The organism is Microcystis aeruginosa LEGE 91341 (genome assembly GCF_015206885.1).
GTDB classification, from domain to species: Bacteria; Cyanobacteriota; Cyanobacteriia; order Cyanobacteriales; family Microcystaceae; genus Microcystis; species Microcystis aeruginosa_H.
The window spans coordinates 1-21,797 of sequence record NZ_JADEXY010000071.1 but is presented as its reverse complement, the minus strand read 5'-3'; the positions used below and the strand labels follow the sequence as shown (position 1 = coordinate 21,797).

Sequence of the window (21,797 nt, the reverse complement as noted above, 5' to 3'; positions counted from 1 at the left end):
AAAGTCTGTGGACTCTGTGTAAGACAGTACATGGTTTTTTAACTGTGGTATGCGACGGTGGTGGAAGCAGAAACTTAAATCGTGAGGTTTAGGAATCGCCGCACTTTTAGGGCGGCGAGGATGTCAAAAATCAATTCCTTTCGCCGTAGTCAGGCTAAATTTTTACGGTCATTTCTATTCCGTCCCCGATCGGGAGTAGGGTACTACGCGCATCCGTACAAGCGCGAACTCGATCGAGATACGCCGAGATGACCGCTGCGTTTTTCTGGGGCCGTAAAATATTATCGGCGACGATACAACCCCCCGTTTTAAGCTTCGGCCAACAGACCTCGAAATCCCGAACGTACAATTCCTTCCAGTGATCGAGCAAAACCAGATCGATATCGGTTTCTATCTCCGGAATCACCTCGATCGCCTCCCGATCGAGCAGTTCCACTACCGACAACAATCCGGCCGCCTCTAGATTCTCTTTTTGCTCCTGTTGTTTGGCGGAGTTCACCTCGAAGGAATAAAGCCGGCCACCGTTAGCCCGCACTGCTTCCGCCAACCAGATCGTCGAATATCCTACCGAACCTCCTATCTCGATCACCGCGGTCGCGCGGGTGGATCGAACTAGAAGATTGAGAAAAAGCCCGACTTCCGGCCCCACATCCAGCATCAAATTTTCCGCCCGCTCCCGGATAGCGCTACCCCCTCGCGATCGGAGGGACTCTAACAGGGAATTTTCCTGTTGCGAGCGGGCTTCTAAACGCTCTAATACCGCTTGAATTCGACTTTCCATACAATTCTTCCTCGTCGATCGATTATTTTTTATTCCTAGGATGGGCGCCAATGGTTCGACCGATTCACGGCCTACCTCGCGCCCCTCCATCGGACAAACGAAATGCCTAGTACGCGACCGGAATTCGCGGGGCGTTCGCGGGAATTCCGTAGAGCCGCGCGCCATTTTCGTAGAGGATCTTTCTCTTCACGCTGTCGCTAATATCGATCCGATCGATCATTAAATCAACGGCACCTGGAAAGGGCGCGTCGAAATGGGGAAAATCGCTGGCGAATAAGAGCGTGTCCTCGAAACCCGCGTCGATCAGGGTCGGCAGAAGCGGATCGTCCGCGTCAACACCGAGGAAACATTGCCGCTTGAAATAGGTGCTGGGTTTTTCCGGTAATAGAGCGTGATCTTTCGCGAAAAATTCCGCGTGACCGTCCATGCGATTAAACCAAAAGGGTGCCCAACTAGCCCCACTTTCCATAAACCCGAAACGAAGACGCGGAAAACGCTCCATCACACCGCCAGTTATTAATAACAGGACCGCCATCATGTGCTCGAAAGGATGACTGATCATGTGTCCCTGCATGGTGTTGTGAATTCGTTCCACGCCGATTCGGGGAATGTTGGCCACGCCGTAGCCTTCATGAAACATGACGGCGATTCCAGCCTCCTGACAGACAGACCACAATCTTTCATAATTGGGATGATCTACATTAAGACCGCCCACCGTATTCGGTCGCAACATCACCGCCGAGAAACCTTTGTTCCGAACTCGTTCGGCCTCTTCAACCGCCAGAATCAAATCCTGTTGGGGAAGGATGGCGATCGGATTGAGACGACCCTCGCTATCGGCACAATAATCCGCTATCCAATTGTTATAAGAACGGGCCACTTCCAGCGCGAAAGCGGAACTTCGGAGCGCCGGTAATAAACCGAGCACTTTGGAGGGAAAAATATAGGTGATATCGATGCCTTCGGAGTCCATCGCTGTTAATCGATCGGCCGGATTCAGTCCCCCTTTTTTGAGCGCTTCCAACACGGTGATCGCGGCTGGGTCATCTTTTTGCCAGCTTCCAGGTGTATAGGTAGCGCCTTGGGTTTTCCCGAACCACGCGGCGGCGGTTGGCTGGCCGTGAAAGGTCGCGGAAGGTTGTTCGATGATCCTACCTTCCGCATGGAGTTGTGAATTTTCATAACCGGGCATCCAGTCCGCGTACTTTTTCGGCATCGTTTCTCGCCACCAACTATCATCGTTCGGCAAAACGATATGACTGTCCGCGTCTATTACCTGGAAACTCACTCTCCGTTTAACTCTTCGCATATATTCGCTCCAAAAGTTTCTCTAAACTACGGTTGTAACGATTCCGATCAAGGGATTGACACGATACGAGAGATGCGCGTAGTTCGGCGCACCCCCCAGTAAACCGGTCGATCGGAACGAAAAATCGACTTTTCTCTCCAGATTTCGACGGTCAGCACAAAGTACGATCTTTGTCAACTTTCTTAGGTAACGCGATGTGCAGCTAAAAACGACATAATCAGGGTTCCAGAGGATACTTTATCTCTGCTGATTTCTGAAAGCCTTGTAAATCAAGACTAAAAATATAGTTGCACACGGGGTTAATTTATTTGCACTAACTGATAGTAACCGTTCCTATGTGCTGGGATGATCCAAAAAACGCAAGTTTTTTAAAATTGGTCAAAAAGTTCTGCTTCTCCTCCGTGCCAGGTATCCGAAAGCCCCGAATTAATACTAAATTCGGTTATTAAAAACTGATTATTTATTCCCCCTTTTGCCTCTTGCCTTCTGCCTCTTGCCTCTCCTCATAAGTAGCCTATGCTCAACGGATTTAGTATAACTAGGGTTGTGAGTCAATTCATAGAAGCTAACCGTGCGCCCTGGCAAGGATAAAAAGACTTTTGACCTGATTTGAGGTTCGTGCTAGAATTAGGGGGATTACTCTGGGTCGTCTCCCGCAAAAGGACGTTCCTCTCCAGAATTGAAGGTGAAATTTGACGGGGAGTTAAACCTGATGTTTCAGCACTTGTCAAGCTTTTTGTGATAATTTGTTACCAAATATTTCTTGGTGAGATGTTGTCTGAGTGAAGGGCGTTGTCAGATCAGAATATGAAAGATGCAATGCAATCCTTGCTATCAAAGTAATTTCAGTTCCAAGCTGATTCGGATCATCTTTCGATTTGACAACGCCCTTTATCTGACAACGCTTGATTTTCTCTCCTTGAGTGTGTGACTGCTCACCTCTTTGTAATAAACCTACACCTGTCAGGATGGGGGTGTAGGGTGTGGTGAAGTGGGGAAGTGGGGAGAAGGGAGAATAAATCAAAATAATCTCCTGTCTCCTGACTCCCGAATAGGACTATTTTTTCAACTGCTTAACCGCTTGATAGATTTCGGGTAAACGCTTGTAAGCGGCTGCTACTTTGAGAAATAGTTTATGCGGCATAGCGGGAGAGCCAGAAACCACTTCTCCTGCCGCGATATCGTTGTGAATGCCAGCTTGGGCAGTTGCGATCGCACCGTCACCGATCGCTGCTTGATTGGCAATGCCCACCTGTCCTGCTAAAATAACGCGATTGCCCAATTTTACGCCTCCTGCCATGCCCACCTGTCCTGCTAGGGCGCAAGCTTGGCCAATTTGGCAATTATGGGCAATATGGACGAGATTATCGATCTTAGTCTGGCTACCGATGCGGGTTTCTCCCACTGCCGGACGATCCACGGCGCTATTACAGCCAATTTCTACCCCATCTTCTAAGACCACAATACCCGATTGTTCCATCTTAAACCAGCCTTCGGGAACCGGCACAAAACCGAAGCCCTCCGCACCGATAACAGCGCCACTGTGGATAACGCAATCATTGCCGATTTGTACCCGTTCATGGATAGTACAGTTAGCGTGGAGAATTGTGCGATCGCCAATATGCACCCCGGGGTAAACAACGGCGTTAGGATGAATGCACACCCCATCACCGATGGTAACATTCGCTTCCACCACGGCATGGGCCCCGATGGCGACTTTATGGCCGATTTTAGCCGATGGATGCACCACGGCGGTGGCGTGAATGTAGGGTTGGGGCTGAAAGGGTTGATAGAATAATTTGATGGCGTGGGCGAATAAAAGTCGGGGATTGGCACTAGCTAACCAAGGGATGCCACGTTCGTCGGCCTGTTGTTGTAAATTGGCATCCAGGGGCAGAATTAGGGCAGTAGCTTCAGTTTTGGCGACAAAGGCTGCAAATTTTCCCCCTTCGATATAGCTAATCGTATCGACTAGGGCGGTTTCGATGGGAGTTATGGCTTTAATTTCGGGATTTCTGTCGGGATAGGCAGTTAAACTGTGAGCAGAGACTAAAGGGCTTAATTTTTGGGCAATTTCACTAAATTTCATAAATATATATTGCGATCGAGATAGGGCTTATCCTAGGATAGTTTAAAACTATACCGATAATCTTGTCGTTATTATAGTCAAAAAAGTTGCTAGTTTTTTAGGGAATAATCCCTGTTTTCTATTTCAATAAAGCCGATCTCGATCTAGATCGGTTTTGGAGATAAGTTTGCTCTCTCCAAAACCGATTGGTTTTAGTTTTTACTCCTCGATCGAGTTAATAAAATTGACCCGAACAGTATTAAGACGATCAGAGTGGATGGTTCGGGAACTGTTTGAAAATCTAGGTTAAAAATTCCTGACTCTCCCTAACAAACACCAGTATCTACCGGCTTAAGTAGGTAGGCGTTAAAAATTATCAGATGCCCCCCTTATTAAGGGGGATCCCCCCGCCTATCGGCACCCCCCTTATCAAGGGGGGCAGGGGGGATCGAACCTAAAATCCATTTTTAATTTAATTATAACTAGCTACTTAAAACTGGCTGAATATTTTCCCATTCGAGAGACAACAAACTTCGCTAAAAAGAAGAATTTATCGAAAAAATGAGGTTAAAAAGCCCACGTTTCACGAAGGCTTTTGTTGATCTTTTCGGAACTTTGATCGGTTACGGTAATTGAAAATGCAACGGACCGCCATTTTTTACACGTTGTCGTTGAGATTAAACTGGAAACCCTGGCCAAACAATAGCCAATCAGTGGGGATTGCCAACGAGTGCCACCTTCTCAACCTTTGAGCTGCTGGTCATCACCGCCGCAGAGACCGCAGTGAGTAGATTAAATCTACAATACCAGATTTTCAAGTGGGAAATGTGGGTTAAAATAGACCGAGAAAGTTAACAAAAAAATTGTCTCGCTCAAGTGGGCGAAAATCAGCTTATGACCCTTGCGGTGGCGATCGAAAACTTAAAAAAATCCTACGGTCAGACAGCAGCGGTTAAAGATATCTCCTTTACCGTAGCAGCGGCAGAAATCTTCGGTTTACTCGGTCCCAATGGTGCGGGAAAAACCACCACGATTCGCTGTCTTTGTACCCTTGCTAAACCCGATGGCGGCAAAATCGAGGTGGGGGGTGTCGATGCCCTGAATAACCCCAAATCCGCCCGTAAACGCCTGGGTTACGTTGCCCAGGAAGTCGCCCTCGATAAAATGCTCACCGGCCGGGAACTGTTGCAACTACAAGCGGCCATATATCACATTCCCGCTCAAAAGTCAAGAGATAGAATTAAAGAATTAATAAATCTTTTAGGATTAGAGGAATACGCCGACAAAAAAACGGGGACCTATTCCGGCGGCATCAAAAAACGGCTGGATTTAGCAGCGGGATTACTGCATCAGCCGGAAGTTTTGGTGCTGGATGAACCGACTGTGGGCCTCGATATCGAAAGTCGTTTGATTGTCTGGGATTTTCTGCGACAATTGCGGGCAGCTGGAACCAGTGTATTAATTACCAGCCATTATCTCGAAGAAATCGACGCTTTGGCCGATAACTTGGCAATTATCGACAATGGTATCGTCATCGCTCGCGGTACCCCCTCACAACTGAAGGAGCAACTGGGTGGCGATCGCATTACCCTGAAAGTGCGGGAATTTTCCCCAGAGGAAGAAGCTTTCCAAGCGAAAGAATTATTATCCCGTCTGCCTTTTGTCGAGGAAGTAATCGTCAATACCGCCCAGGGTAACTCCCTTAATCTTATCGTTACGGCCAATAGCAATCCTTTAAGCAAAATTGAACAAACCCTAGCCGAATCGGGATTACCCGTGTTTAGCATGGCCCAATCCCGTCCTAGTCTCGATGATGTCTATCTAGCGGCTACCGGACGCACCCTGATGGATGCGGAAATTGCCGCCACCAGCAGTCGCGACCTCAAGGCGGAGAAAAAACAAGCGATGAAGGAATCCTAGACCGGCGAGAAAGGCGGTAATATTGCCCAATTGTCCCGTTAAATCTTCTATAATTGGGGCGATCGACTATCTATCCATCAATATGAAAGATAAACGGGTATTGCTGACCGGCGGTACGGGAGGACTGGGTTTAGGAGTCACTCCGGCGGTTTTACACCATGGCGGTCATCTAACCATGACCTATCGGGAGGAAGGGGAGGTAGCTCGTCTGAAATCTCGGCTGAGTGCGGCGGAATTTGAGCGTATTCGCTTTGTCAGGGTGGATTTAACCCAAGAAACTGCCGTGGCTAGATTAATTGATGATCTCGGTCGGGTCGATGTTTTAATTCATCTAGTCGGGGGTTTTACCATGGGGGCGACGGAGGAGTTTAGCTATGAAGATTGGCTAAAAATGTTTGATTTAAACCTCCATAGCACTTTTTTACTGTGTAAACACTGTTTACGCTTGATGAAACTCCATAATTACGGTCGTATCGTCACTATCGGTTCTCGTGGTGCCGTACAACCGGGGGCAAATTTGGCCGCCTATTGTGCCTCGAAAGCGGCGGTAGTGGCTTTAACCCAAGCGATCGCAGAAGAAACTAAACAGACTAATATTACCGCTAACGTGGTTTTGCCCAGTATTATCGACACTCCGGGCAACCGGGAAGCGATGGGAGAGGCAAAGGCCAAGGACTGGGTAAGTCCCCAATCTCTAGCCGAGGTGATCTGTTTTCTAGCGGGGGAAGGGGCGAAAGACTTGCGCGGGGCGGCAATTCCCGTCTATGGTTCTCTGTGAGTGTTTTTTTGTCTTCGGGCTGATACAGTGATAACGGCGCTCGCTCTTGCTAAAAATTGGGTTTAATTTATGCTTATTCCGATTCTTATCAGTCTTACTATCTTACTTTTATCCTATCTGCTCGGTTCAATTCCCACGGGTTATTTAATCGGTAAATATAGCAAAGGTATCGATATTCGTGACTATGGTTCCGGTTCCACTGGGGCTACCAATGTGTTGAGAACTCTGGGAAAAACTGCCGGGGCGACGGTGTTATTAATTGATATGTTAAAAGGAATGGCGGCGGTGGCCATGGCACGAGGACTATATTTTATTGATGTCAATCCTCTCCCAGAAAGTTGGTATTACTGGTTAATTATTGGGGCAGCATTGGGGGCAATCATCGGTCATAGTAAATCGATTTTCTTGAATTTTAGCGGGGGTAAATCCGTCGCCACCAGTTTAGGGGTTTTATTAGTGATGAATCCCCTAGTGGCTTGCGGAACTTTGGCGAGTTTTTTGGTTATGCTCGCACTTTTCCGGATTGTTTCTTTAGGTTCGATTATCGGGGCGCTGGTGGTGAATATTTTAATGGTTATTTTTGGTCAACCTCTCCCCTATATTTTATTTAGTTTGATGGGGGGAATCTATGTGATTGTTCGTCATCAGGGTAATATTAAAAGATTGTTGGCAGGCACAGAACCGAAAATAGGTCAGAAAGTACAGCCATCATCGGAATTGGGTTACAGCGTTTCTTCTACAGATGAAGTGTAACCTAATTTCCTATCGTCTCTAGACGACTGGCTCATGTTTCCCGTTCCCTAAAACCAGAGACTTCCTAACTCACCCTTAAGATAACTGATACTAAATCCATTGAGTATAGACTACATATCAGGACAGGCAAAAGGCAAAAGGGTCAATAAATAATCAGTCTTTAATAACCTGAAAACTGATTATAGCGTTTTTCAGTCTGATGAGGTACAAAAGTTATGGGTTTTAGGCAAAAGGGAAGAAAAATAAGCGTACCTCACTAGCTTAGGAAACGCTATATTCACTCCTAATTATTATTTTCCTAGACCGAGTTTTCTGGTTACTTTTTGCCAAAAAGTTAGGTTCGGTGTTTGATAGGGTTTGGGACTATCAGTAAATATAGGACGTTGACTAGGTTGGTAGAGATAACGATAGTATAAGAAAATATCTCGATAGGGAAAATCGAGATTTTCACCGCTACAAAGTCGAGTAAACAGAGAGGAAGATAAACCGATGTAGTGAATGTATGTCAATCGTTTACCCTTATCGTAAAGAATATTATCTAAAGCCTGAAAATGGGGAGAGGTGACACAGCAGCCGGTGCGTTCTTCTTTCGGCAATTGAAGAGCTAGATTCGAGATAGCACAATTTGAGCGCATCATCATATAATTTAACAGAGGTTGATCGACTGCCATAGGATAAACTATTTCTGCTTCTCCTGCTCGCAATTGTTCGATTAGCCAATTGCGGCGTTCCTCGTCAAATAAACCTTTTTTTGAGCCATAAAAACCCGAACAGAAAATTTCTTGGTTAAGACGTTCTTGGGAAAAGATTTCTAATAATTTTGGGGAAGTAACTTCATAAACGTGGGTGATATCTTTGTGCTGAAAATCGTAAACCACACAATCATAATTATCTAACTGTGCAAAAACCCGATCTAAGGGACTCATCAAGAGGGTATCACCATCCATGTAGATAAAGCGATCGAATGGCCCATCAAAGGCACAATAACGACGATGGGTACCAAAACGATGATAACCTCTACTACCAGCCTTTAACCAGCGTTCTTTAGCCGTAGGATGGGGTTCCCAAGCAGATTTAGCGAAATTATCCCAGAGATCGATCACGTCTCGATTATCAAATAACTGTACGTTAGGACGTTGAGCAATTTCCGCTCTGATCCGTTCGATGTTGTCATCGTAGGGATAGACACAAACAGGAAGATCTTTTCCCCCATTTACCTCGATGCTATTGAGTAGAGCGATTAATTGATCGTAAATGCGATCGTTGGCTAAGGTACAGATACCGTCCATAAGTAGGGTTTGCTGAAAAAGTTTGTTGGTGGGGTTAGGAGTCAGGGGTTAGGAGTCAGGAGTCAGGAGTCGGTCGTTTCAGGCTTTGTTGTCCTCTTTTTTTGTACCAGTTTGTGTACTCAAAGAATGATAATGCAAGGTTTTTGAATATCCCAATCCTATTTTCGCAGCATGAACATCGGATTTTAGCAGGTCAAAAGCCTTATTTTAAAAGGGTTTTACCATTATTCAGCAAACCATAAGTAATTCCAAGGAAAAAATCAAAACATATTATTTTTGCCTTTAGTTTAGCTTATTTTTGTCGATAAATTTCGGTAATTTCAGATTATGGCCATGACCTTAACTGCTGATTAGTCAATGCTCATTCAAAAGCGAAGTGCAACGCCTAAGATTGATAGAGGTAAGTCCCTAAAGATAGTCTCAATTTTTTCACAAAAGAAAGACTACCCGAGCGACTATACCCAAAACCGCTCGATCGATTTAACGTTTGCGTTTGAGTAATTTAGAAATGCGTCGATCGTACCGCAACCAACGCCAAATTTTAATAACCAATTCCTCTACCCATAAAATAATCGCATCTAATCCCTCTAAAATCCGTTCTAAGGGGTGTTTAACGTAGCCGACGGGGGTTGATTCGGTTTCTAACCATTCTTCGTTAATTGGTTGAATTATCTCCCTAGCATAGCGGGGATCTAATTGGGTGGCGGGGGGGGATTCTCTGGCAGTAATTTCAGCGGCAGCCGGGGGGATTTTTTGTAAAGATTTATTTTGTTTTTCTTGACTAAAAGCTTTTTCTGTGCTATTAGGCTGGGACGGAGTGACTGGGGACTGGGGAAAAGAATTAGCGGGATTAAGGCGGGGTTTTTCGGAGTCTTGGGGAGAAATAGCCAAGATATCGGCGGATTCTAGCCAAGGTTGCTCGCTGACGGCGGAAAATGTCAGGGATTGGCGAGAGGAAAAAAAGTGATCGATCGCCGCTTGGATGAGTTTGCCGATCGTGAAGGGATCCGCTTGGGTTTGTTTTTCTAGCCAATCCTGGAGACGTTGCTTGAAGGTGATCAGCAGAGAATTAGGAAGACTTAGGGGATATTTTGCCGATAAAGCGGGTGAATCGGCACTATATTCTAAATTGTTCTTTTCTTTTGCCCAGAAATGCTTGATCGCCGCATAAATTAACCAATAAAGTCGCCAGAGATAGGAGGAATTTTTCTCCAGATTCGGGGACTGGTTAACGAGATCGGAAGGGGGATTAGAGGTGTGGCTAACACTGCCGGGGATTGCGGGGGAGATAGCGAGAAATTTAGTCTCGAAAATTGCTAATTTTTCGTCAATAACTTCTAAAATCCCTTGAGAATTTAAATTAGGCAGTGGTAAGGAGGGTGGTGTCGGGGTTTTGACAAGATGGGATTCTTGGAATAGATTTATGGCGATCGCTATTTGTCCCTGTTGTTCCCAGCGTAGTAGGTCCCAAAACCAACGGATCGGAGGCAAGACAGAATTTTTATCGGTAAAATTTGGTAATAAAGGCGGATACTGAGGATTTAATCGCTTAATTCTCCGTTTTTCGAGGGCGTAGTTAGCCAGTGCCGTCCTAATTTGTTTTTCTATTTGTCTTTGGGTTTGATTATCGGTGATTTTAACGGTCTGGTGATCGTTAGTGACGAAAACTAAAGCTTGATCCTCTAGATCGGCTGCTATGCCAATAAATGCCGTTTCTTGGTCGGATAAGCTCTGGAGAAATTCTGCGATCGCATCCGTTCCCTCTTTGCCGGGGGGTGATAATTGTTTCTGGAGACTGTTCCCCAATTGATTAGCTGTCACCCGCAGCGATTGTACCAGTAAATAGACGGGATAGATGGCTATTTGCAGGGCAAGAGCGATCGCATTTTGACCGCGACGGGAGACGCGGCCGAGGTTATCTTTCAGACGGATCAAACGACGGTTGATCAGGTTGAACAGTCGGCTTTTATAGGGATCGGCAGCCATGGATTTTGGGCGATAACATCTTCATTTAGACTATCCTATTGTGCAAGGGCGGGATAAAAAAAATTTTTGCCAAAACCCTTGACTCCCAGAAAGATTATTGTTATATTTAAAAAGGTCTGAAATCCAAGCCCCCATCGTCTAGTGGCCTAGGACACCTCCCTTTCACGGAGGCGACAGGGATTCGAATTCCCTTGGGGGTATAAAAAAAGTCAGAGGTGTTAAGCTTCTGACTTTTCGGTTTTTTTCTCCCGTTGATGGCTTTTTGGTAGGGTGACGGTGAAAACTGTTCCTCGATCGATCTGACTTTCGACGCTAATTTGTCCATGATGACTGAGGGTAATCGCTAAAGCGATCGCTAATCCTAATCCTGTTCCCCCGGAAGTGGCGGAATTTTGCCGTGCGGGATCGAGACGATAAAAGCGATCAAAAATATGGGATAAGGCAGCCTCGGGAATCCCGATTCCGTTGTCTTTGATGCGTACCAGTAACACCGATTGTCGATCGCGTTTACTTTTTTCCAATTCCACTGCTACATTTTTAGGCTCAGATTCGGGCAAAAAAGCGTGTTTTAGGGCATTAGAAATTAAATTTGTGAATAAACGAGCTAATTGATCCCAATCTCCCTCCATAGTAAACATTTCATCGCTGTAGGAAAAATCCTCTTGGTCTGGTTCCACAATCGACAAAGAAAGGCAAATTCCCTGCTTATCGGCGATTAAACGCTGTTCTTCCACCACTTCCATCAATAAAGCATCCAAAGGTACAGCTTGCTCGATCGGTTGGACGATGCCACTATCAGAACGGGCTAAAAAAAGCAGATCATTGACTAAATTGCCCAATCTTTCCGTTAAACGCTCGATCACCCGCAAGCGTTGATCGCCAGTTTGGGGATAAGCGATCGCCATTTGCACGTTAGTTTGGATAGTGGCGATCGGATTGCGTAATTCATGGGAAGCATCGGCGGTAAATTGTTTTAAACTCTGATAGGACTCTTTTACCGGTTGAATGGCTAAACCGGACAAAAACCAACCAATCCCAGCGACACTGGCAATCATCAGGCAAATTCCGACGATTAAATCCAATAATAGCTGTCTAATTGGTTTTGTCACCTCAAACCAAGGATGACTTACCCGCAGATATCCCAAAACATAATGATCGATTTCCACCCTTTCGGTTATTTGTCGCAGCAGACGATCATCAGATAAGCGAATAGTTTCCCCTTGACGGTGGGGATGGAGGGGAATATCTAAGGATTCAGCCAGAGTTGACCAAACTAGATTACCTTGGGGATCGAACCATTCCAAATCTATATGATCGTCCTCCACGGATTTACCCTGACTGGGAAAACTTGCGAGGGGATCGACGCGATAACGTCCTTGGTTCGGGGGAATCGATTCGATCACTAGGGAACGATTTACCACCTCAATGATGTGTTTGAGGGTATCATCAATGCGATCCACTAGGGTATGCCGCACATAAAAATACATTCCCGTAGCGAGAAAAAGCAGTAGTATGGCAGTGACAACAGTGTACCATAAGGCTAAACGGCGGCGAGTGGCTTGGAACACCGATAATCTATGGATTGGCTAGAGATTTTTAGGGCAATGTATCCTATTTTACAGCTTATTTGAGCGATTTAATGATGGAGAATAAATTATTTTTAGCTATAGGGAAAAACTGACGGTTGCCAAGAATAGCTAGACTTGAAGGCTTATAGTCCTTAAAAATTGCTGCTAACAAAAGTATTTTTAGATACATTCTTCTCAATAATTGTTTGAGTAGAACTACAAAAGCAGCTAAAGTGAATTATATTTAACCCTATGGCAACAAGGCTGACAGGAACGGCTAAAAATATTTTTGAGCTTATTTGAATTAATAACAACTATCAATGATGAATTTAAATTACTGGTTAATGAAATCGGAACCCAATGTCTATAGTATCGGGGATTTAAAAAAAGAGGGTCAAACTATTTGGGAGGGAGTGCGAAATTATCAGGCCCGCAATTTTCTCCGTCAGATGAAACGGGGAGATCTGGCCTTTTTTTATCATTCTAATACGACCCCGCCGGGGATTGTCGGCTTGATGCGCGTAGTGGAAACCGATATGATCGATCCGACACAATTCGATCGCGATAGTCCCTACTATGATTCTAAATCCTCTCCAGATTCCCCGCGCTGGTGGACGGTTAAAGTTGAGTTCGATCGCCTTTTTCCCCAACTGCTGGCCCTAGGAATTTTAAAACAAAATTTTACCGCCGATGAATTATTATTAGTAAGGACAGGAAATCGTCTGTCAGTGATGCCTGTCAATCAAGCGATCGCAACAAAAATTCTCGCTTTAGTCGCTCGTCAAGGAGTATAAACTGTGAACCAGAAAGATGCTATTAATTTACTTTCCCTGATTGGGGGATTATTGGTCACTATTGTCATTTTAGCGGCCTTTAATGCCTATGTGATTATCACCCCCGGACAAGCGGGAGTTTTAAGTGTTTTAGGAAAAGCTAAGGACGGGGTTTTATTGGAGGGATTGCACTTTAAACCTCCCTTTGTTTCTAGTGTCGATATCTACGATGTTACGGTGCAAAAATTTGAAGTTCCTGCCCAAAGTTCCACTAAAGATTTACAGGATTTATCCGCTAGTTTTGCGATTAATTTTCGTCTCGATCCGACGCAAGTAGTTGCAATTAGAAGAACCCAAGGAACTTTACAAAATATTGTCGCTAAAATTATCGCCCCTCAAACCCAAGAATCCTTTAAAATTGCCGCCGCTAAAAGAACCGTAGAGGAAGCAATTACTCGACGCAGTGAGTTAAAAGAAGACTTTGATAATGCCCTATCGACTCGGTTAGAAAAGTATGGTATTCTAGTTTTAGATACCAGTGTGGTAGATTTGAATTTTTCCCCGGAATTTGCCCGGGCTGTCGAAGATAAACAAATCGCAGAACAACGCGCCCAAAGAGCCGTTTATATCACCCAAGAAGCAGAACAACAGGCCCAAGCAGAAATTAATCGCGCTAAAGGGAAAGCTGAGGCACAAAGACTATTAGCAGAAACTTTAAAAGAACAGGGAGGAGGATTAGTTTTACAGAAAGAAGCGATTGAAGCTTGGCGCGAAGGTGGAGCGCAAATGCCCCGGGTTTTAGTTATGGATGGAGCGGGGAAAAATAGCGTACCATTTTTATTTAATTATAGTGATTCTTTGTCAGAAGATACCCCCTAAATTCCTGTCCAAGCTCAGAGGCATTTTAAAAGAAACCTTGCCAACCTCTCAAAATTACCCGGTGATATTATCGACAAATGGCATTTAAAACAATCTCTGGCTCCTTGACTCTTTGAGGATGAAGAAGTTGAACGGCGAATATTTTTGATCATCCGCTGGCGAGTCTATTTAGCGTTTCTGGACCCACTGGCGCGATGATGAAAAACAGCCTAGAGCAGTTGCTCTTGTGGCGGGGTCAATGCTATGATTAGGGATGGTTTTGCGGGTATAGTTCAGTGGTAGAACGTCACCTTCCCAAGGTGAATGTCGCGCGTTCGAGTCGCGTTACCCGCTTCTGACAACAATGGGAATCTTCGCTAACATTCCTCAACTGGGCCCACCAGAGCGGCATCGCACTTAGACTCACAGTTTCAATACATGGGCATGGTACGTTCCCAAAATCGATCGGTGGGGCAGTAAGACCCCCATTAGGGAACGCACCCTAGGGCTGAAAACGGAGATTTTGAAGAGATCGCACTTGAGCAATGGTTTCAAAATCACGGTCGTTGTGAATCAGAAGCAGATCATTTTCCAGTGCCACTTGAGCAATACAGCAATCAATTGGGCTGCGAACAGTCAATCCTTGACGACGCAGATCATAGTAAATACGTGCAGCCGCTTGCCAGGAAGAAGGCGTGAGTTCAACATAATCCTGCACTTCGAGGTAAGTAGAGAGGATTGTCCACTCTTGCTCGTTTAAGCTCCCTTGAAGCAGTTCAAGCTGAGTAAAGCGGGTGAGTAAAATCTCACGATTTGCAATTAACGTTTCCAGTTGCTGGCGAACTTGACCACTGCGATCGCGGAAGACGCTGATCCACACAGATGTATCAATCAGCAACATGACCAGTTCCACGTAGGGCTTTATAATCAAAATCTGGAGCAAATTGAATTTGTCCGGCAAGGTCGAGAAGGTTTTTCTTACGGCGGGATCTTACGAATTCTTGTAGAGCAAGATTCATCAGTTCCTCTTGGGTGGTGAGGTTAGTCAGTTGAAAGGCTTCCTTGAGAAGCGATTCATCAAGGTTGAGGGTAATTTGCATAGGATGGATATTAGATTGAAGTATAAGTGATTATTCTCTTTACATTTTAATCCGATAGATGACTAACCCACCTCTGGGCATATCTTTGTTAGTTGGCTCTCAAGCTTTAAGCTACATAGGGCAATGGCGTAGTGCCTTCAGCATCGCACTTAAACTCACAACTTCAATCCATGGGCATGGTGCGTTCCCCAAAATCGATCGGTGGAGCAGTAAGACCCCCATTAGGGAACGCACCCTAGGGCTGGTTAGACAGTGACCCACGGATCAACTTAAACTGCTCAATGCCTGGATTGTAACCGTACCACCCTCGATTACATCAAGCTGCATCCGATAGCCGTAGAGTAAACTCATACCAACCAAAGGTTCTGTATCGGATTCGTTTATATCAATTCGCCGCAACTCTCCATCCCAAATAACTAAACCACGATACACATCGAAAATACAAGTGCTTCCATCCCCCAGGATTCCCTCTTCACGTCTATATGCGCGTAAGTTGAGATCGGCAAGCACTGAGGAAGGCAGAGTCAGAAAACCTGTAAATCCTGTATCAATGACAGCATCGATCATTTGCCTCTGTGAATCTAAATTGCCTACGACCAGTCGGATAGTCGCCTCACAGTTTTGATCAACAATTCCTTGCATCATAGAGTTATTGCAAACGACCGACACCAAAGCGATGAACTCCTCTATGACCAATCCGAACGCACCAGATTTGAGCGTCGGGGCAACGTTCTAGCAATCGGTCTGAAGCAGTCATCGTATCCTTTGCTAATTCAAAGGCTCCTGTCTCAATATCGATCGCCACAATTTTGCCATAGTTGCCCTCCTCGACTTGGGGACGTACCTGAGATTGATAAATCTCATTACCACGTCGAGCAAATTCTTCTTTACTGTAGCGGGGTTGTCTAACTGTCATTGAAGCGACCCTGGGGCGACTTTTGCCCCTCTATTTTAACCAAACATGGGGAATCTTCCCTAACATTCCTCAACTGGGCCCACCAGAGCGGCATCGCACTTAGACTCACAGTTTCAATCAATGTGCATGGTACGTTCCCAAAAATCGATCGGTGGAAGGGAACGCACCCTACAAGATCGGCGTACTGCTACGCAGTGCCTTCGGCATCGCACTATTACGCCGAATCAGCTAAATTCTTCACGTTTTTTAAGGTTCCCATTTTTATCATATAATTCACTTACTTTTAACTTTCCTACATGCGATCCTGTTACATTACAAATTTTCCATTCATATATCATTCGTGTTGAAATCTGTAATTTTCCAGTTTCTATCTGTGGAATAACGTCATAAGTAATTTCATGCCATTCTGAGCCTTGTTTATAATAATGCTCAGATAAAAAACTAACACCATTTTTAGTTCTACCTGTAACTTTCTTTTCATGCAAAATTTGTACTACGTCAATAGCAAGAATAGTGGTTTCAACCAAACTTTCAACTGTTAACCCGAGTTCATTTTTTTCAACTTTTCGCTTTATAGCCATTTTTGGTTCCATCTCAGTTCAAAGTATGTAGGATAATTTCGGTGAGCAGCCTAACTACATATTATAGGTCAACTTTCTGCATAACACTCTCTAGAGTAACGATATGGGTTAACTTTCCCTATATTACGCCCAAAAGCCTGTTAGCCAGATTAGTTTACTGCAAACAATCTACTTTGAGAAGACTTATCACAGAGGCCTTCTAGGATTCTAGCAAAGATTCTTTATCTGACTGCACTTTGTCACAAAATTTCACTATTATTTCGGGTGCGGTGATTTGTTATAGCGGTTTTCAGTCTAATAAAGTATGGTAAATTCCTTGTTATGCCGCTGCCATCCTTGTTTTCAAATACAAAAACATGAATCTGCCTGTTATTGATGTGCCTCCATATACGCTCGTAGCAATTGATTGATCTGTGTTTGATAGCCACGCCCTTGAGACTTAAACCACTCTAATACATCGCTATCAATGGGGAGTGTAACTTGAGTCTTGGCTTTTGTAGCAGGTAAACCCCGCCGCACTACCGCCTTAGCAAACATTTCTGGCGTAATCTCTGGACAATCTGATAAATCAATATCTTCATCGCTCATCGCATCCAATCGTTGCCAATCAGTTTGAGAGTTGCTCGAAGTAGGTTCGTTGTTCATATTTCGTCGCTTTTCTTGCAGAAATAATACGGGTGCAATCCTCACGTTCTGTATGGACAACGGCAATCACTCGCCCTTGCAACAAACCGAATGTGACAAAACGCTGCTCTCCATAACCGTAACGATCGTCCTCAACCGTTACAATATCCCCATCAAACACGGCCGGAACATCGGTAAAATCTATTCCGTGCTTACGAAGATTAGCAAGACGTTTTGCTTCATCCCATTCATATTCCATAACCGAACAACAGCTACAATAACCAATTGTAGTTATAAGGAGACTGATCACAGAAGCTTTCTATAATTCTAGTAAAGATTCTTATATCTGACTGCACTTTGTCACAAAATTTTACTATTATTTCGACACTCTTAATGGTTAGAAGGGAAACATCGATCGCCAAGTCTGGTCAATTTTTGTCCAACGCATTTCAGGAAATGACCTAAACAAGTAGCTAGACATAATTAATTACACATATTTAACCACCTCTTGCCTATTCTAACCAAGAAATTAATTTTGACCACTACTTATTACTTAATTACTGTTTATTTTGTAATTTTATCACTAATTCTCGGAAAGGTTGCCAATCATCGTTATAAGTAATTGCTTCCCAAACCGATTCGATTAGCGGTCTAAGTAAAGCGATTTTAGGATTATAATGCTTTAAATTGTCGTCAATTTGAGCCAAAGAATCTAGGGGTAATTGATTTAAGACCAAACTATATAACTCTCGCCAACGTTGCCAATCAGCTTTCGGTAAATCCATATTTTCAAGAATTAGAGAACTATTTTCTCGCCAACCGTAATTAAATTGTTCACTTAATTGATAGAAAAAGTCGTGATAACCGAGGCCAGTTTCTTGGAGAACTTCCACAGTTTTGCTAACCAGTAAAGCAGATTCGGGAGTAAAAATATCCTCAAAACCTAACTTTTTGAGCATCATTTTTTGATAATAAAAATTGTAACGCTGGTCATAGTTAGCCAAAGCCATATCTAACTCTAACAAGGAGACAACCATGGCCAGGGGAGATTGCAGTAACTCTAGATTTAAACGACAGATAAAAGGCTGATTACCATAACTATAACGGCCACCGTAGTCGAAATAAGCCGCCGTAAATTGGGGGTTATAGGAAGGAATAAAAGCGTAAGGGCCATAATCGAAACTTTCCCCAGTAATTGACATATTATCGGTATTGAGAACCCCATGACAAAAACCTGCGGCCATCCATTGGGCTGCTAATTTAGCGGTTCTTTCAATCAAAGCTGCGTAAAATTTTAAATAGCGATCGCTATCTTGGGGATCGATTTCAGGATAATAATAAATAATCACATGATCGAGAAGTCTTTTAATTAAATCGGCACGTTTAATATGAAATAAACGCTCAAAAGTACCAAAACGAATATGAGAATTACTAACTCGAATCATCACCGAAGATCGCGTCGGGGAAGGTTCATCACCCCGCCAGAGAGCTTCTCCCGTTTCCACCAAACTGAGACAGCGAGAGGTATTCACCCCTAAACCGCGTAAAGCTTCCCCAGCTAAGACTTCTCTAACTCCACCCTTGAGAGTTAACCTACCGTCCGCATGACGAGAATAGGGAGTCCGTCCCGATCCTTTCGTACCAAAATCGTATAATTTGCCATCAATACCCCTAACTTGACCGTAGAGAAAACCGCGACCATCTCCCAAGAAAGGATTATACTCGCCAAATTGATAACCGTGGTAACGCAGGGCCAAAAAAGGGGTCAGGGATTGAAATTTACCAAAAACCTCGATAAAATGCTCATCTAAGGTTAATTCTGGCTGAATTCCCACCAAAGGTAATAAAGCATCATTGCGAAAACGAAGGATATGACTGGGAAAATCCGCAGCCGCAACTTGATCGTAGTATTGGTCCCCCAAGTCCTGCATGGCGCTTTCGTAAGGGATACTGAGAAAGGGATTGGTGAGATGGTCTGTCATAGTGGTGGTGTCGATCGAGCTTTGAGGCGATAAAGTGATAAAGATAGCCAAAAATTTTTCCTACTGAGACTATCCAACAGCGATGCCCGATTCTATTATGTATCAAGGGGACTATTTTCTTGTCCTTGAGGCCGATCAATCTGAACAATTCCAGACTCCCGACCAGTTACGCGATAAGTTAAAAGATTTAATCACCGCAAAACCGGAGATTTGTCCCCGACAATTGGCAAAATTCTCTAGTTTTGAGGAAAAAGCTCTCTATTTGCGCGATAATTACTGCGAGTTAGACCTGGGTGAGGAGGGTTATCTACAATGGTATGTGGTCCGTTTGGAAAAATAAGGAAACCCATTATTAAGTAGTTAGGTGTTAAAAACTGTCAGACACCCCCCTTATCAAGGCGGGATTAAGGGGTGATCCATCTTCAATTTAATTATAACCAGCTACTTAGTTATTAAGGTTCTTCCGAACTTACACTGTAGAAAATTCCCCAACCTCCCTCTCTGTCCAGCAATGCTCTAAAGCTGATAAATATCAATCTAACAAAAACTCAAAGCCTTACTATACAAACTTTACAAGCATGAGTTGTTAATAGTTTTGCATGACAGATTCGGTAGAGCCGTTATTAAGGCAGAGGGAATCAGAGCAATTATCTTTTTAACTTTTTACTTTCCTCACTTGATCATTATGGGAGAAATAGAAGATTTACTGGCACAAATGAAGGCAGAATACCAGAAACGGGATCAAGAAAAACCGATGCCGTCCCCTTCTTCTCGCCAAGAAAAAGATCGTTCCCCGGCTGAATTTAAGGTTAATTATGCCGGCGATTCTTCTACCGATGCGCTTTTAAAAGCTTTAGCCTTAGAAAACCAAGAAAGGGAACAACAGGAGGCAGCGGAAAAAGAAAAAGCGTCGGCATTAAAACAGCAGCGCAAGCGAGAAGCTTTAACTAGAAAGGCAAAGCAATGGTTAGATAACTTGGATGCCAAATCGGAGGAAGGACGCTGGTTTGAGGAGTTTTCCTATGGCTACGATTCTCCTTTAGAAGCGGCGATTACCTATCTAGAAGCTTTGGGAGAAGTGGATATTTCTAAATGATCAGGTCTAATTTAAAGTTGTGGGTAAATTGGCCGCATCAAAAACTCGATTATGCCACCAAATATTATCACCAGCTATAATATTTGTGCCATAACGAGGAACGATACCATAAACAGTGCCGGGGTCATAATCCAAAGCTTGACTGATGAGATTGTAGAGACGTTGTAGATCAAAACCCCGGGGGTCACAATGGGGATATTTTCCTTGATTAATCAGAAAACTATCGATGGCAAAATGGCTGACAATTTGCGGTAATTGTCCCGTTTGTAAGGCTGCGAGGAGATAATATTTCGCCGTTTGTTGGTATTGAAAATCGCTGTAACCGGGGAGGGGTTGCAAGCGTCCTTTGGTCAAACAGTGGGATCCCGGCGCTTGCACCAGTTCAATGTTAACACTGGAGATAACCCGACGATTTCTTTCGGCAAAAACTGGCCGCAAGCGATCGCAATTAGGGTGAGATAGCTGCTGACAAATCGCTTCTGTTGCCCATAATGCGGTGCTTTTTGCCCCATCAAAGTAATTTGTGGGATATTCTTTGACTAAACGCCTAAAAACAGCTTCTGAAGACGTATTTAACCAAATTCTCGCCCTTTTTTCTAACTCAGAGGCCGAGCGCGTACTCAAAGGAACACCCTCTAAAGCAAGTGCAAAACCCTTGACGCGGATAGTTTCTGGGGTAAGTTGCCACAGTTGACGCACTAATTGATCTCTGGTGTCTGCGGGCAGCATTTCGGCTGCTTGTTCATAAAAAGTGGCCGTGGGACGGTGACGTTCAAAAAAAGGCCTGGCGATCGAGTCTAAAATATCTCTATCCCTGGAATGCGGTTTGCGGGGGATGTAAACATTAGGACCCAATTTCATCGGACCGCGAGCATATTTTTTCTGTTCTTCGATGTTACCCGCAGTCATACTCCAAGCTGTATCGTGAAGAATAAACAAAGGAGTGCGATCGAGGGTTAATTCGGTTTCTGGCGGAGTAATTTGCAAAAATTCGGCGATTTTCTGCTTTTCTAACTCATCTAGACTCTTACCAGCTAAATTCTCCCCCACAGTGGAGGGATTAAAAATATCTATGGTTGCAGTGGAGAGACTAGAGGTATTCAGTTTTAAAATCAGTAGGGACAAGACTAAGCTAATCACCAAAGAAGTCACCCCCCATCGCCATTGTTCCGGGGGAAAGATAGAATATCTGGGGAGAGAAAATTGTCTTGATTTTTGCCGTCTTTGTCGATTCATCGGACTTTTTTAACTCGCTTTCCACCCATTGTATTCACTTTCTCCAACAAGGGAATTAATACTAAATCCGTTGAGTATATGCTACATATCAGGATAGGCAATAGGCAATAGGCAATAGGCAATAGGCAATAGGCAATAGGCAATAGGCAATAGGCAATAGGCAATAGGCAGCTTTATTC

The 21,797-nt window shown here is 44.2% G+C and carries 24 protein-coding genes and 2 tRNA genes; 9 read left to right on the top strand and 17 right to left on the bottom strand.

What is annotated here, in order from left to right; translation table 11 throughout:
- Positions 1-154: 154 nt before the first annotated feature.
- From IQ234_RS12325 to IQ234_RS21190, 5 genes are all read right to left on the bottom strand, one after another.
- Positions 155-781 carry an O-methyltransferase gene (locus IQ234_RS12325; protein WP_193957303.1) on the bottom strand — a complete coding sequence of 209 codons (627 nt, stop codon included), beginning with the start codon at positions 779-781 and terminating at the stop codon, positions 155-157.
- Positions 782-887: 106 nt separating this feature from the next.
- A complete protein-coding gene (locus IQ234_RS12320) occupies positions 888-1,997 on the bottom strand; it encodes an amidohydrolase family protein (protein ID WP_416209679.1) in 1,110 nt (369 codons plus the stop codon).
- Between the two features lie 820 nt (positions 1,998-2,817).
- Entirely contained in the window at positions 2,818-3,114 is a 297-nt protein-coding gene (locus tag IQ234_RS12315; protein WP_193957301.1) for a hypothetical protein, read from the bottom strand.
- 33 nt (positions 3,115-3,147) lie between these two features.
- A complete protein-coding gene (lpxD, locus tag IQ234_RS12310) occupies positions 3,148-4,179 on the bottom strand; it encodes a UDP-3-O-(3-hydroxymyristoyl)glucosamine N-acyltransferase (protein ID WP_193957300.1) in 1,032 nt (343 codons plus the stop codon).
- Between the two features lie 191 nt (positions 4,180-4,370).
- Positions 4,371-4,472, bottom strand: coding sequence for a PEP-CTERM sorting domain-containing protein (locus IQ234_RS21190; RefSeq protein WP_322743456.1), 102 nt, complete (start codon positions 4,470-4,472; stop codon positions 4,371-4,373).
- 580 nt (positions 4,473-5,052) lie between these two features.
- On the opposite strand from IQ234_RS21190, the gene IQ234_RS12300 reads away from it, so the two are divergent.
- From IQ234_RS12300 to plsY, 3 genes are all read left to right on the top strand, one after another.
- Positions 5,053-6,078 carry an ABC transporter ATP-binding protein gene (locus tag IQ234_RS12300; protein ID WP_193957299.1) on the top strand — a complete coding sequence of 342 codons (1,026 nt, stop codon included), beginning with the start codon at positions 5,053-5,055 and terminating at the stop codon, positions 6,076-6,078.
- A gap of 82 nt (positions 6,079-6,160) precedes the next feature.
- Positions 6,161-6,856, top strand: a complete 696-nt coding sequence (gene fabG / locus IQ234_RS12295) for a 3-oxoacyl-ACP reductase FabG (protein WP_193957305.1) — start codon at positions 6,161-6,163, stop codon at positions 6,854-6,856.
- A 69-nt stretch (positions 6,857-6,925) separates the two neighbouring features.
- The gene (gene plsY, locus IQ234_RS12290) at positions 6,926-7,609 is read left to right on the top strand and encodes a glycerol-3-phosphate 1-O-acyltransferase PlsY (protein ID WP_193957298.1); all 684 of its coding nucleotides are present in this window, start codon (positions 6,926-6,928) and stop codon (positions 7,607-7,609) included.
- Between the two features lie 290 nt (positions 7,610-7,899).
- Here plsY and IQ234_RS12285 read toward each other — a convergent pair whose 3' ends face one another.
- Positions 7,900-8,898, bottom strand: a complete 999-nt coding sequence (locus tag IQ234_RS12285) for an Npun_R2821/Npun_R2822 family protein (RefSeq protein WP_193957297.1) — start codon at positions 8,896-8,898, stop codon at positions 7,900-7,902.
- A 480-nt stretch (positions 8,899-9,378) separates the two neighbouring features.
- A complete protein-coding gene (locus IQ234_RS12280; RefSeq protein ID WP_193957296.1) occupies positions 9,379-10,884 on the bottom strand; it encodes a hypothetical protein in 1,506 nt (501 codons plus the stop codon).
- 127 nt (positions 10,885-11,011) lie between these two features.
- Between IQ234_RS12280 and IQ234_RS12275 the strand changes: the two genes are divergently transcribed.
- Positions 11,012-11,084: transfer RNA gene (locus IQ234_RS12275), tRNA-Glu, on the top strand.
- A gap of 18 nt (positions 11,085-11,102) precedes the next feature.
- Here IQ234_RS12275 and IQ234_RS12270 read toward each other — a convergent pair.
- Positions 11,103-12,452: a sensor histidine kinase gene (locus tag IQ234_RS12270; protein WP_193957295.1), complete on the bottom strand. Its 1,350-nt coding sequence runs from the start codon at positions 12,450-12,452 to the stop codon at positions 11,103-11,105.
- A gap of 320 nt (positions 12,453-12,772) precedes the next feature.
- Here IQ234_RS12270 and IQ234_RS12265 point away from each other — a divergent pair, with 320 nt between their 5' ends.
- From IQ234_RS12265 to IQ234_RS12255, 3 genes are all read left to right on the top strand, one after another.
- Positions 12,773-13,246, top strand: a complete 474-nt coding sequence (locus IQ234_RS12265; RefSeq protein WP_193957294.1) for an EVE domain-containing protein — start codon at positions 12,773-12,775, stop codon at positions 13,244-13,246.
- 3 nt (positions 13,247-13,249) lie between these two features.
- The gene (locus tag IQ234_RS12260) at positions 13,250-14,104 is read left to right on the top strand and encodes a prohibitin family protein (protein WP_193957293.1); all 855 of its coding nucleotides are present in this window, start codon (positions 13,250-13,252) and stop codon (positions 14,102-14,104) included.
- 261 nt (positions 14,105-14,365) lie between these two features.
- Positions 14,366-14,437, top strand: a tRNA-Gly gene (locus IQ234_RS12255).
- Positions 14,438-14,585: 148 nt separating this feature from the next.
- On the opposite strand, the gene IQ234_RS12250 is transcribed toward IQ234_RS12255, so the two are convergent.
- The 8 genes from IQ234_RS12250 to IQ234_RS12215 form a co-directional block, all read right to left on the bottom strand.
- Entirely contained in the window at positions 14,586-14,984 is a 399-nt protein-coding gene (locus IQ234_RS12250; protein ID WP_193957292.1) for a PIN domain nuclease, read from the bottom strand.
- A complete protein-coding gene (locus IQ234_RS12245) occupies positions 14,971-15,183 on the bottom strand; it encodes a type II toxin-antitoxin system VapB family antitoxin (protein WP_193957291.1) in 213 nt (70 codons plus the stop codon). Before IQ234_RS12245 ends, IQ234_RS12250 begins: the two co-directional genes overlap by 14 nt.
- Before the next feature lie 264 nt (positions 15,184-15,447).
- A complete protein-coding gene (locus tag IQ234_RS12240; protein WP_193957290.1) occupies positions 15,448-15,828 on the bottom strand; it encodes a clan AA aspartic protease in 381 nt (126 codons plus the stop codon).
- 4 nt (positions 15,829-15,832) lie between these two features.
- On the bottom strand, positions 15,833-16,099 hold the full coding sequence (locus tag IQ234_RS12235; RefSeq protein ID WP_002765250.1) for a hypothetical protein: 267 nt from the start codon (positions 16,097-16,099) through the stop codon (positions 15,833-15,835).
- 224 nt (positions 16,100-16,323) lie between these two features.
- Positions 16,324-16,692 (bottom strand): hypothetical protein, encoded by a 369-nt coding sequence (locus tag IQ234_RS12230; protein ID WP_193957289.1) that lies wholly within the window; start codon positions 16,690-16,692, stop codon positions 16,324-16,326.
- Positions 16,693-17,049: 357 nt separating this feature from the next.
- Positions 17,050-17,268: a BrnA antitoxin family protein gene (locus IQ234_RS12225; RefSeq protein WP_228008497.1), complete on the bottom strand. Its 219-nt coding sequence runs from the start codon at positions 17,266-17,268 to the stop codon at positions 17,050-17,052.
- A gap of 19 nt (positions 17,269-17,287) precedes the next feature.
- Positions 17,288-17,563, bottom strand: coding sequence for a BrnT family toxin (locus IQ234_RS12220; RefSeq protein ID WP_002785632.1), 276 nt, complete (start codon positions 17,561-17,563; stop codon positions 17,288-17,290).
- 298 nt (positions 17,564-17,861) lie between these two features.
- Complete coding sequence (locus IQ234_RS12215) at positions 17,862-19,337, bottom strand: protein adenylyltransferase SelO (protein WP_228008496.1); 1,476 nt, start codon at positions 19,335-19,337, stop codon at positions 17,862-17,864.
- A 31-nt stretch (positions 19,338-19,368) separates the two neighbouring features.
- Between IQ234_RS12215 and IQ234_RS12210 the strand changes: the two genes are divergently transcribed.
- The gene (locus IQ234_RS12210) at positions 19,369-19,626 is read left to right on the top strand and encodes a chlororespiratory reduction protein 7 (protein WP_002740613.1); all 258 of its coding nucleotides are present in this window, start codon (positions 19,369-19,371) and stop codon (positions 19,624-19,626) included.
- A gap of 345 nt (positions 19,627-19,971) precedes the next feature.
- Positions 19,972-20,382, top strand: coding sequence for a salt stress protein, Slr1339 family (locus IQ234_RS12205; protein ID WP_193957288.1), 411 nt, complete (start codon positions 19,972-19,974; stop codon positions 20,380-20,382).
- A gap of 6 nt (positions 20,383-20,388) precedes the next feature.
- Here the strand turns inward: IQ234_RS12205 and IQ234_RS12200 are convergent, their stop codons facing one another.
- Positions 20,389-21,618, bottom strand: a complete 1,230-nt coding sequence (locus IQ234_RS12200) for a hypothetical protein (RefSeq protein WP_193957287.1) — start codon at positions 21,616-21,618, stop codon at positions 20,389-20,391.
- Between the last annotated feature and the right edge of the window lie 179 nt (positions 21,619-21,797).

Coding starts and splice junctions, on each gene's coding strand:
- IQ234_RS12325 (WP_193957303.1), bottom strand. CDS start 781: ATGGAAAGTCGAATTCAAGCGGTATTAGAGCGTTTAGAAGCCCGCTCG.
- IQ234_RS12320 (WP_416209679.1), bottom strand. CDS start 1,997: ATGCCGAAAAAGTACGCGGACTGGATGCCCGGTTATGAAAATTCACAA.
- lpxD (WP_193957300.1), bottom strand. CDS start 4,179: ATGAAATTTAGTGAAATTGCCCAAAAATTAAGCCCTTTAGTCTCTGCT.
- IQ234_RS12300 (WP_193957299.1), top strand. CDS start 5,053: ATGACCCTTGCGGTGGCGATCGAAAACTTAAAAAAATCCTACGGTCAG.
- fabG (WP_193957305.1), top strand. CDS start 6,161: ATGAAAGATAAACGGGTATTGCTGACCGGCGGTACGGGAGGACTGGGT.
- plsY (WP_193957298.1), top strand. CDS start 6,926: ATGCTTATTCCGATTCTTATCAGTCTTACTATCTTACTTTTATCCTAT.
- IQ234_RS12285 (WP_193957297.1), bottom strand. CDS start 8,898: ATGGACGGTATCTGTACCTTAGCCAACGATCGCATTTACGATCAATTA.
- IQ234_RS12280 (WP_193957296.1), bottom strand. CDS start 10,884: ATGGCTGCCGATCCCTATAAAAGCCGACTGTTCAACCTGATCAACCGT.
- IQ234_RS12265 (WP_193957294.1), top strand. CDS start 12,773: ATGATGAATTTAAATTACTGGTTAATGAAATCGGAACCCAATGTCTAT.
- IQ234_RS12250 (WP_193957292.1), bottom strand. CDS start 14,984: ATGTTGCTGATTGATACATCTGTGTGGATCAGCGTCTTCCGCGATCGC.
- IQ234_RS12245 (WP_193957291.1), bottom strand. CDS start 15,183: ATGCAAATTACCCTCAACCTTGATGAATCGCTTCTCAAGGAAGCCTTT.
- IQ234_RS12240 (WP_193957290.1), bottom strand. CDS start 15,828: ATGATGCAAGGAATTGTTGATCAAAACTGTGAGGCGACTATCCGACTG.
- IQ234_RS12235 (WP_002765250.1), bottom strand. CDS start 16,099: ATGACAGTTAGACAACCCCGCTACAGTAAAGAAGAATTTGCTCGACGT.
- IQ234_RS12230 (WP_193957289.1), bottom strand. CDS start 16,692: ATGGAACCAAAAATGGCTATAAAGCGAAAAGTTGAAAAAAATGAACTC.
- IQ234_RS12225 (WP_228008497.1), bottom strand. CDS start 17,268: ATGAGCGATGAAGATATTGATTTATCAGATTGTCCAGAGATTACGCCA.
- IQ234_RS12220 (WP_002785632.1), bottom strand. CDS start 17,563: ATGGAATATGAATGGGATGAAGCAAAACGTCTTGCTAATCTTCGTAAG.
- IQ234_RS12210 (WP_002740613.1), top strand. CDS start 19,369: ATGCCCGATTCTATTATGTATCAAGGGGACTATTTTCTTGTCCTTGAG.
- IQ234_RS12205 (WP_193957288.1), top strand. CDS start 19,972: ATGGGAGAAATAGAAGATTTACTGGCACAAATGAAGGCAGAATACCAG.
- IQ234_RS12200 (WP_193957287.1), bottom strand. CDS start 21,618: ATGAATCGACAAAGACGGCAAAAATCAAGACAATTTTCTCTCCCCAGA.